10 protein-coding genes are annotated in these 8,466 nt (G+C 65.5%); 7 read left to right on the top strand and 3 right to left on the bottom strand.

From position 1 onward, the window contains the following. Nucleotides 1-40 precede the first annotated feature (40 nt). Nucleotides 41-1,633 (top strand): recombinase family protein, encoded by a 1,593-nt coding sequence (locus tag ACRX5S_RS28690; protein WP_436776032.1) that lies wholly within the window; start codon nt 41-43, stop codon nt 1,631-1,633. Between the two features lie 192 nt (nt 1,634-1,825). Here the strand turns inward: ACRX5S_RS28690 and ACRX5S_RS28695 are convergent, their stop codons facing one another. Next, nucleotides 1,826-2,479 (bottom strand): hypothetical protein, encoded by a 654-nt coding sequence (locus tag ACRX5S_RS28695; protein ID WP_436776033.1) that lies wholly within the window; start codon nt 2,477-2,479, stop codon nt 1,826-1,828. After that, entirely contained in the window at nt 2,464-2,952 is a 489-nt protein-coding gene (locus ACRX5S_RS28700) for a hypothetical protein (RefSeq protein WP_436776034.1), read from the bottom strand. The genes ACRX5S_RS28695 and ACRX5S_RS28700 overlap by 16 nt, the downstream gene beginning before the upstream one ends. A 501-nt stretch (nt 2,953-3,453) precedes the next feature. Between ACRX5S_RS28700 and ACRX5S_RS28705 the strand changes: the two genes are divergently transcribed. Both ACRX5S_RS28705 and ACRX5S_RS28710 read left to right on the top strand, forming a co-directional pair. Further along, nucleotides 3,454-3,774 (top strand): HNH endonuclease, encoded by a 321-nt coding sequence (locus tag ACRX5S_RS28705; RefSeq protein ID WP_436776035.1) that lies wholly within the window; start codon nt 3,454-3,456, stop codon nt 3,772-3,774. A gap of 241 nt (nt 3,775-4,015) precedes the next feature. After that, entirely contained in the window at nt 4,016-4,228 is a 213-nt protein-coding gene (locus ACRX5S_RS28710) for a hypothetical protein (protein WP_436776036.1), read from the top strand. Here the strand turns inward: ACRX5S_RS28710 and ACRX5S_RS28715 are convergent. Further along, nucleotides 4,225-4,518 carry a hypothetical protein gene (locus tag ACRX5S_RS28715; protein ID WP_436776037.1) on the bottom strand — a complete coding sequence of 98 codons (294 nt, stop codon included), beginning with the start codon at nt 4,516-4,518 and terminating at the stop codon, nt 4,225-4,227. The two genes, ACRX5S_RS28710 and ACRX5S_RS28715, sit on opposite strands and share 4 nt — an antisense overlap. Nucleotides 4,519-4,585: 67 nt before the next feature. Between ACRX5S_RS28715 and ACRX5S_RS28720 the strand changes: the two genes are divergently transcribed. The 4 genes from ACRX5S_RS28720 to ACRX5S_RS28735 all read left to right on the top strand — a co-directional run bounded on the left by ACRX5S_RS28720 (nt 4,586) and on the right by ACRX5S_RS28735 (nt 8,184). Beyond that, complete coding sequence (locus ACRX5S_RS28720; RefSeq protein WP_436776038.1) at nt 4,586-4,852, top strand: hypothetical protein; 267 nt, start codon at nt 4,586-4,588, stop codon at nt 4,850-4,852. 128 nt (nt 4,853-4,980) lie between these two features. After that, nucleotides 4,981-6,168 carry a hypothetical protein gene (locus ACRX5S_RS28725; RefSeq protein ID WP_436776039.1) on the top strand — a complete coding sequence of 396 codons (1,188 nt, stop codon included), beginning with the start codon at nt 4,981-4,983 and terminating at the stop codon, nt 6,166-6,168. 24 nt (nt 6,169-6,192) lie between these two features. Then, nucleotides 6,193-7,554 carry a phage portal protein gene (locus tag ACRX5S_RS28730; RefSeq protein WP_436776040.1) on the top strand — a complete coding sequence of 454 codons (1,362 nt, stop codon included), beginning with the start codon at nt 6,193-6,195 and terminating at the stop codon, nt 7,552-7,554. 75 nt (nt 7,555-7,629) lie between these two features. After that, nucleotides 7,630-8,184 carry a hypothetical protein gene (locus ACRX5S_RS28735; RefSeq protein ID WP_436776041.1) on the top strand — a complete coding sequence of 185 codons (555 nt, stop codon included), beginning with the start codon at nt 7,630-7,632 and terminating at the stop codon, nt 8,182-8,184. Nucleotides 8,185-8,466 lie beyond the last annotated feature (282 nt).

Genomic DNA, 8,466 nt, shown 5'->3' on the forward strand with positions numbered 1-8,466 from the left:
AAGACAACTGAACAACCCTTCTTGGGCTACCATGATCCTCATGGAGCCCTTTTCGTCGTTGGCCACTGCTAACGTCCCCCTCACGTGCAGCGTTGAGGGGGGAACGTCGTTGATACCTGTCGGTGCCTACGCCCGCGTCTCGGAAGACAAGGCGATGAAGGCAGGAGCCGCCGACTGGCGCGAGGTCGGCGAGCAGGTGGCCGGTCAGTTCGCCGATATGGACGTCGAAGCCGCCCGCCTCGGCTGGACCATCACACACCGTTACAACGACAACAACACCCCCGCGTCCGACCCCCTGATCGTCCGCAAGGACTTTGAGCGGATGCTTGAGGACCTTGCCGCAGGCACGATCAGGGGCATCCTGTTCGTCCACTCTGACCGGCTCGTACGGCTGGAGTACGACGCCGCACGTATCAACCGGCTCTACCTCATCAACCCCAAGTTGGTCGGACGGAGCTGCGTCGGCGGTACGGACCTGTCCACCGTCGAAGGTCGCGCGATGCTCTCCATACAGGCGACAGTGGGGGGTGTGGAAGTTGCCAACACCAAACGCCGCGTCTCGACCACCAACAAGAAGCGGGCCGCTAAGGGGCACATGCGTGGAGCCCCCCGCCCCTTCGGCTGGGCAGACGACCGCAAGTCACTGCACCCCGAGGAAGCCAAGGTGCTCCGCGAGGCCATCTTGGCCGTCCCGGGGGGCAAGTCCATCGGCCAGATCCGCCAGGAGTGGATCGAGCTTGGATACACGCCCAAGGCGAACAAGCGGTCTGGGGACACGCCTCGCAAGTTGTCGCACTCCACCGTTGAGGCGCGGTTGGTCAACCCACGGGTCTGTGGCTACGTCACGTACCTGCCCCAGGTCGACCGACGAGGCGCTGCCAAGCCATGGCTTCCCGACCACGTGGTCTACAAGGACAGCAAGCCAGCCCGGGGCGACTGGGAAGCCATCGTGTCGCCGGAGGAGTGGGAAGCCTGCGTAGGCGAACTGGAAGCGCGCAAGCAGGCTCGCAAAGAAGGCAGGACCCAGCCACACAGCACCTCCGAGCGGTACCTGATGTCCGGGATAGCGCGGTGCGGTGAGTGCAGCTTCCCCATGACTGCCAACTGGTACGCGAAAGGCACCAGTTCCTACGACAAGTACGGCTACCGGTACGCATGCCTCTCCAATCACGGAGGGTGCGGCAAGGTAACGCGCGTTGGGCCGCCCATTGAGGCGCTGGTCGAAGAGGTTTTCCTCGAAGAGGTTCGCCGGAGCCTTGGCCTAGTGACTCAGTTGCCTGAGGTTGACGAGACCCAGTTCGACCAGCGGCTTGCCGAGATCGTTGCCGAAATGGCCGACGTGAACGAGCGACGCAAGGCAAAGCGCATCAGCACCACCACGGCCTTGGATCTCATCGAAGAGCTTGAGGCCGAACAGCAAGAGTTGCAGCGCAGCCGCCGTCAGCTCGTGGTCTCCAAGGTTCAACGCCGCTCCGCTTCGCCCACCTTGCTTGACGAGTGGGAGGGCTACACGATCGGCGAGAAGAAGACGCGGATGCGCGAGTACATCAAGGCCGTACTCGTCCATCCGGCGGGCAGGGGCAAGCGCTTCGATCCCGCATTGATCGAGATCGTGTGGCACGCGGACTCATAAGCCTGACGCCAGCGAGGCCCCCGCCCTCAGGGCGGGGGCCTGTCTATTGCTCTGCGTCCTGAAGACGCCACAGGCGCAACTGACGCCGTCTGAATTCTTCGCTTCGCACCTTCGGAGCCTTTGCTAGCTCGCGTCGGATCCATTCCTCCACCGTCATCGGCTTGTTCTTACTGCGCGGCTCGGCACCCCCCGTCACCAAAGGAAGTCCTCCCCCCGCGCCTCGGCGGCAGCCGCCACGGTTCGATCGACCGGCATGATCGCTCCAACGAAGGCAGGGCCGATCTTGACCAGCACGGGATCGTCGACCGCAGTAATCAGCAGGTCGGCCATGGCCGCCTTTCGCGTCTCAACCTTGACCTTGGCGAACCGGGCCCACAGCACGGGATCTAGCGCCAAGAGTTCGGGAATCGCTGGGCGCTTGGTCGGCCAGGCGTTCAGGATCTCGTCTGCGGCTTCCCACAGTTCGATCATGGGCAGCGTGACCGGCTCGCACATGACGATCCCTGCTGCGCCTCCGGAGCCCATCGACACGACCTCAACGGCCTCCGGCCGGACTATGACCGCCACCGTTCCCTTGGCGGCGCGTCCGAGTCGGTCAAGCTCCGCCAGGCCCTCCCGGGGGACGCACACGCTGATGCCGTCGCCGACGTTCCTGACGCCTTCAAGGCGGCATGTGGCGCGGCCCAGGGTGTAGCCATCAGTGCCCATGACCGTCACGAGATCGGCAGTCAGGGCCAGGCGTGCCCACGGGAATCGCGCTGGCCGTGCGGGGATTTGGCAAAGTGCGTTGTGGCAGGCGCGGGCGAATTCTGTTCCGTCGACGTGGACGGTTACGCCGCCGAGCACAGCGCATCTACCTTCCGGGCCGTCGCCGTAATGTAGGCCATGGCGCTCTCGTATCCGGTCCACGCCTGCGTGTAGAGGTCCGCGTACATGAGTCCGAGTGGCGACGTGGGGCGCGGCTCGGGGAGCTGCCGGCGAACGTCCGCCGCCAGGTCCAGGATTCGATAGACCGACGCGTCGAAGCCCTGGAGGTCGTCCCGGGAAAGGATGAACCGGCAGACGGCCGGAAGATTGGCGATGGTCTGGCCGCGCGGGGCGCGGTGCGTAAATCCGAGACGGGCGGCTTCGCGGGCGTCGATCATCTGGACGTCATCCGGGCCGTAGCTGTGGAACTGCTCGCGCGCGCTGTCGCGCTGAACGCCAAGCGCCCGAGCCAGGGGCGCGGTCGCGCACCACAGCCGCCCTGCGTAGAGGGTCCACGGGGTCCCGGCCAACTCGGGCGCAAGGCCCGGCACCAGGTATTCAGTTGTGATCATGCGTCGATGCTGCCCGCCGGAACGGCGGCCCTGGGAGGGCGGGGGACGCGTGATCCAGATCACTGCCGCATGGTGTCCACGGTGCCCACTGTGACCGCACTTACCTGAGTGAAGCTCCCGGGGAGGGGGGTTTGGGGGGTGGGGTCCAATCGAGTCCACTCAATGGATCGGATCTCCCAGACGGCAGCCCATAGGGCTGCCCTTCCCTTGATCAATCAAGAGATCAACCGCGCGCACGCGCGGAAGGTCCAACATCCTCGCGAACGCCATCAATTGATTGACGCGCGCGAGGCGCGACGGCCGGAGCCGTCGCCTTGAACCACCGGCATCCGAGCTACACAGAAACCTCACGACCGGGACCACGCTGGATCGAACCCGGATGCCGGTCAGACTGCTCCCCCGACGGGTTGACTCCTTGGCCTATGCGGAACCGATGGTTCCTCCCAGGGCGGTGACGGGTCGAGTCCCCGCCGGGGGAGCCACAACCAGGAGTGCCATCCCATGCCCCGCGCCGCCCAGGTCTGCACCATCGATCGATGTACGCGACCAACCACCGGCCGGGGCCGCTGCAAGGACCATCAAGAGCCTTCGTGGGTACGGCTGTCGGCCAGGAACACCAATCGACCGAGCAACCTGGGCACCCTTCGTCGTCAAGCCCTTCGCCGCGACCGCTGGGTGTGCCAACTCTGCGGTGGGCCAGGAGCAACCGAGGTTGATCACATCACCCCGGTTTCCCAGGGTGGAACTCACGACCTGGACAACCTGCAAGCCGTCCACGTCGAATGCCACGCGGAGAAGTCTGCGGCTGATCGCCGCGGCTGAGTTCTTACTACGACCGACAGCTAACAGGGGGTGGGCAATGGCTGGACGTGGACCGACGCCGAGCCCCAACCCGAGGCGGCGCAACCAGCAGGCGACCGAAGCACTGTCAGGCGGGAAGTCACCCGCGCCGGCACTCTTCAAGCGGAGCCGGTATTGCACCGCGACGCAACGATGGTGGGACCAATGGGCATCGAGCCCTCAGGCAGAGGCGTTCTTGCCGTCCGACTGGGAGCGGCTTCAGATGCTTGCGCCTCTCGTCGAGGCGTATTGGACGGACCCCAAGCCTTCGATCCTCGCCGAGATCCGGCTGAATGAGGAGCGGTTGGGTGCGACGGTCCGGGACCGCCAGGCGCTCAGAATGACGGTCGGCGGCACGGCCGCATCGCACGAGACTGCGCGGCCCAATGAGGGCGTGGCGGACATGGACCGATACCGGCAGGCTTTCGGAGGCTAGGGCTCGTCACCGCTTTCCGCCACGCTCCGGGCTTCCTTCGCCCTCTTCACATGCTGCTGAACCATGGTCGACGTCACTCCGAGGCGTCGAGCCGCATCGGCCTGGGCTCCGCGGCCACCGATGGCATCGACCATCGCCTTGACCGCCAGTGACCTCCGCAGCGCCGCAGCAGCAACGAGGCGTTCCGCAGCAGCCAAGTCTTCGGTTGCAGCATCAAAGTCGCGATGGGCCTCATCCACTGCACGTAGGCGCGCCAGGTCCGCCCGGGACGCCTCCGATGCGCTTGCCATGACGTCCTCCCAACTGGTCGAGACACGATCGTAACCCATGGGTTGCCGAAAACTGAGAGGTGGTGCCATGCAGACAGGGAACATCCCGGCGCACATGCCGGAGCACACCCTCGCGTGGCACATCCTGTCGTGGGCTGAGCAGAACATCGTGCAGCCGGACGGCGAGAACGCAGGCGAACCGTTCCGATTCACCCCGGAACAGATTCGCTTTCTCGCCTGGTTCTATGCCGTTGACTCCCGGGGCCACTGGATCTATCGAACCGCTTCTCTCCGGAGGTCGAAGGGCTGGGGAAAAGCCCCCTCCTGGCTGCCCTGTGCATCATCGAGTTCGTAGGACCCTGCCGGTTCTCGCACTTCGACGAGGGCGGCCAGGCGATCGGCAAGCGGGTTGCCTCGCCGTGGGTTCAGATCGCCGCGACCGCGCTGCACCAGACAGCGAACACGCTGGACATGGTGCGCGGCATGCTCGTGGAATCGCCGCTAGTCGAGTCGTGCGGCCTGGACGTCGGCAAGATGTCCATTCAGTTCAAGGACGGCAGGCCGGGCAAGATCGAACCGGTCACCGCGGCCTCGGCCACCCTCGAAGGTGGGCGCCCTACCTTTGCGGTGCTCGACGAGACGCATCACTGGACCGAGTCCAACGGGGGCCACAGGGTCGCCGAGGTCATCGACCGAAACATCCGCAAGAACCCGCGCGGCCTCGCGCGCTACGTCGAGTCCACCAACGCCTACAACCCCAACGAAGATTCGACCGCTCAGCGAACCCACGAGGCCGCACGCGACGGCGCAACGGACGTCCTCTACGACTGCGTAGAGGCGGCCACACTGCCGATCGGCGATCGGCCGTTCCGCGAGTACATCCGGGCCGAGCCCGAGGCCGTGAAGGCGGCACTGCGCGAGTCCTACGGCGATTCGACCTGGGTCGATGTGGATTCGATCTACGCCGCGATGATCGACCCGCGTACCTCGATCGCGAACGCGATGCGGTTCTACCTGAACCAGATCGCCGAAGGCGCCGACACCTGGATTCCCGCCGACGAGTGGGCAGCCTGCTACGACGACGCCGACCCGATCCTGCCCGGCGATGCCATCGCCCTGGGTTTCGACGGTTCAATCCGCAACGACGCGACTGGCCTGGTGGGCTGCCGGATCCGGGATGGCCGGCTGTTCCTTCTGGGACTGTGGGAATGCCCGGAGGGCAAGGCCGGGCGCGGTTGGGAGGTCGATCCGCTCGCCGTTGAGGCGGTAGTGAAGGGCGCGTTCGAGACGTACGACGTCCAGTGGATGTACTGCGATCCGCCGTATTGGCAGGACGTCATCGGCCGGTGGGCGATCGAGTACGGCCAAGACTTGATCTTCGAGTTCTGGACGAACCGGCCCACCCAGATGACCCGGGCAATTGAACGGTTCTCCACGGCAGTTGGTCAGGCAGCCCTCTCCCACGACGGCAACGCGGACCTGACTCGGCACGTGCTTCAGGCAGTCACGCGAGAGGTTCCGCAAGGCGTCCTCATCACGAAGGACAGTCCGAAATCCAAGCGCAAGATCGACCTTGCCGTCTGCGCGGTCCTGGCGTACGAGGCTCGTGCGGATGCCCTTGAGGACGGCCGCGGCCTGCCGAAGCGGCGGAGCCGCGTGGTCGGCTTCTGACAACTGAATATTGGGACCGTACGCATGACGCTCACCGCACCGTCCACCCCGCTGGAGTGGACGGACTACCTACACGCGAAGTTGCGTGACAAACAGTCCAAGATCCAGGTCTACGACGAGTACTACGAAGGCGAGAAGCAGAAACTAGCCTTCGCTCAGGCTCGGTTCCGCAGCGCTTTCGGGGACCTCTTCGAGCGGTTCAGCGACAACTTCTGTGGCTTGATCGTCGACAGCTTGGCCGAGCGGATGCGCATTGAAGGCATCCGCATGACCGAGGAACCGGGCGCCGACAAGGACGCTCAGGAGATTTGGCAACGCAACTCGCTCGATGCGGATGCCCCTTCCGCCCACTTGGATGCGCTGGTTCACGGCGAGTCCTACGGCGTGGTCTGGGGCGACTCGGACGGACAGCCGATCGTGTCCGTAGAGTCCGCCGAGAACGTGGCCGTTCACATGCGGCCGGGATCGCGTCGCGATGTCGTGGCAGCCCTCAAGGTCTACTCTGACGAGTGGGGCACCGAGCGATCCACGCTGGTCCTCCCGACGAGCGTTTGGCAGTCGACGCAGACGCGCGCCGGCCATTGGGCCGAACCGATCTACTCCCGCAACCCGTTGGGGTTCTGTCCGGTCACAGCCATCCAGAATCGGCCGCGCCTCAGCGGCAAGGCGTTCTCCGAACTGAAGTCGGTGATCCCGCTTCAGGACGCGGTGAACAAGGTCGTCATCGATGCTCTGGTAGCGAGCGAGTACGCCGCTTGGCCGCAGCGTTACGTGACCGGAATGGAGATCCAGGAGGACAGCGACGGGCGGCCTGTGGAGCCGTACCGGCTCGCGATTGATCGCCTTCTCCAGGCTGAGGATCCCAACACGAGGTTCGGCCAGTTCGATCCGGCGAATCTCGCCAACTATGTGACCTTGGTCGAGATGCTGGTTCAGCATCTCGCCTCGACGTCCCGGGTTCCGTTCCACTACTTCCTGCTGAACGGTGGCCAGTCGCCTAGTGGTGAGGCCATCACGTCCGCCGAGGCCGGATTGGTCGCCAAGGCCAGGGAGCGCATGATCTATTTCGGCGAAGCGTGGGAGCGCATCATGCGCCACTGCTTTGCGGTCCTCGGCGACCCTCGGGCGCGTGCGTACAGCGCCGAAGTCATGTGGGGAGATCCCGAGTACCGGACCGAGTCCCAGCACATCGACGCCCTGACCAAGCTCAGGACGTTGCGTGTTCCGCTGCTTCAGCTCTGGCAGGACGCCGGGTACTCCCCGCAGCAGATCGCACGATTCCCGGCGATGCTGACCGACGAATCAAGGTTCGTCGGAGAACTGGGCCCGCCTGCTGGAACCGACCTGGTGGATCGTGTTGACGATGCCGGAGGCCACGCCGCATAAGTCCTGCCGTCCAAGCCGCCACCCGACAGGGATGAGCGGCATTCTCATTGCTACCCCCGACATGGAGGTATTGCCTTGACTGACCCTCAGGACAACCCGACCGCCGACCCGTCGACGGAGCCGACAGGCGCCGACCCGACGCCTTCGGCGGTGGAGCCGAACCCGACCGATTCCGCAGCGCTGACGGCCGACCGCGACAAGTGGAAGACCCTCGCCCGCAAGCATGAGAAGGACGCGAAGGCCCGCGCCAAGGAACTGGAAGACCTACGGACAGAGAACCTGTCCGACGCCGAAAAGGCCATCGAGACGGCCCGCACCGAGGGCCGAACTGCCGCCCTCGCGGAGGTCGGTTCCCGTCTTGCCGGGGCGGAACTGCGCGCCCAAGCGGCCACGGCGGGGGTGGACCTCCCAGACCTGACGTACGTGAACCTGGCCACGTTCCTGACCGAGGCCGGCGAGGTCGACAGCGCGGCCGTCGCCAAGTTCGTGAAGTCGCTGAACAAGGCTGCGACCGAGCCGACCGAACCGGCATTCGCTCAGGATCTCGGGCTGGGGCGACAGAACGCGGCCGGTCCGGTGATGGACCCGCAGAAACTGGCCGCGATGGTGGCCGAGGTCTCGCCCTTCTAGGCACCTTGGTCCCCGCCTGAACGCCAGTGACTTCGCAGGTCACGGACGGCGTCGATGGCCCGTCCGGCTTTGGCAGCCAATTCCGGGATTCGGTCCAGGACGAAATCGAGAACGAAGAAGACGCCGCCGACGGTCGCCACTGCAACGACGACCCATTGCGCCTGATCCACCGACACCACCGCGTCTGTCCTGGCGGGGGGGGGGGGGGGGGGGGGAAAGGGGGGAGGAAGGCGGTGCCAAGGAGGGCGCCGGCCATGCGCTTCGCGCCGGGGAACCGGGCCG

The sequence above is a fragment of the Yinghuangia sp. YIM S09857 genome (genome assembly GCF_051388915.1).
GTDB lineage: Bacteria > Actinomycetota > Actinomycetes > Streptomycetales > Streptomycetaceae > Yinghuangia.

Bases quoted from the DNA above. Each gene is read 5' to 3' on its own strand.
- ACRX5S_RS28705 (WP_436776035.1), top strand. From the start codon at position 3,454: ATGCCCCGCGCCGCCCAGGTCTGCACCATCGATCGATGTACGCGACCA.
- ACRX5S_RS28715 (WP_436776037.1), bottom strand. From the start codon at position 4,518: ATGGCAAGCGCATCGGAGGCGTCCCGGGCGGACCTGGCGCGCCTACGT.
- ACRX5S_RS28700 (WP_436776034.1), bottom strand. From the start codon at position 2,952: ATGATCACAACTGAATACCTGGTGCCGGGCCTTGCGCCCGAGTTGGCC.
- ACRX5S_RS28710 (WP_436776036.1), top strand. From the start codon at position 4,016: ATGCTTGCGCCTCTCGTCGAGGCGTATTGGACGGACCCCAAGCCTTCG.
- ACRX5S_RS28725 (WP_436776039.1), top strand. From the start codon at position 4,981: ATGCTCGTGGAATCGCCGCTAGTCGAGTCGTGCGGCCTGGACGTCGGC.
- ACRX5S_RS28690 (WP_436776032.1), top strand. From the start codon at position 41: ATGGAGCCCTTTTCGTCGTTGGCCACTGCTAACGTCCCCCTCACGTGC.
- ACRX5S_RS28730 (WP_436776040.1), top strand. From the start codon at position 6,193: ATGACGCTCACCGCACCGTCCACCCCGCTGGAGTGGACGGACTACCTA.
- ACRX5S_RS28720 (WP_436776038.1), top strand. From the start codon at position 4,586: ATGCAGACAGGGAACATCCCGGCGCACATGCCGGAGCACACCCTCGCG.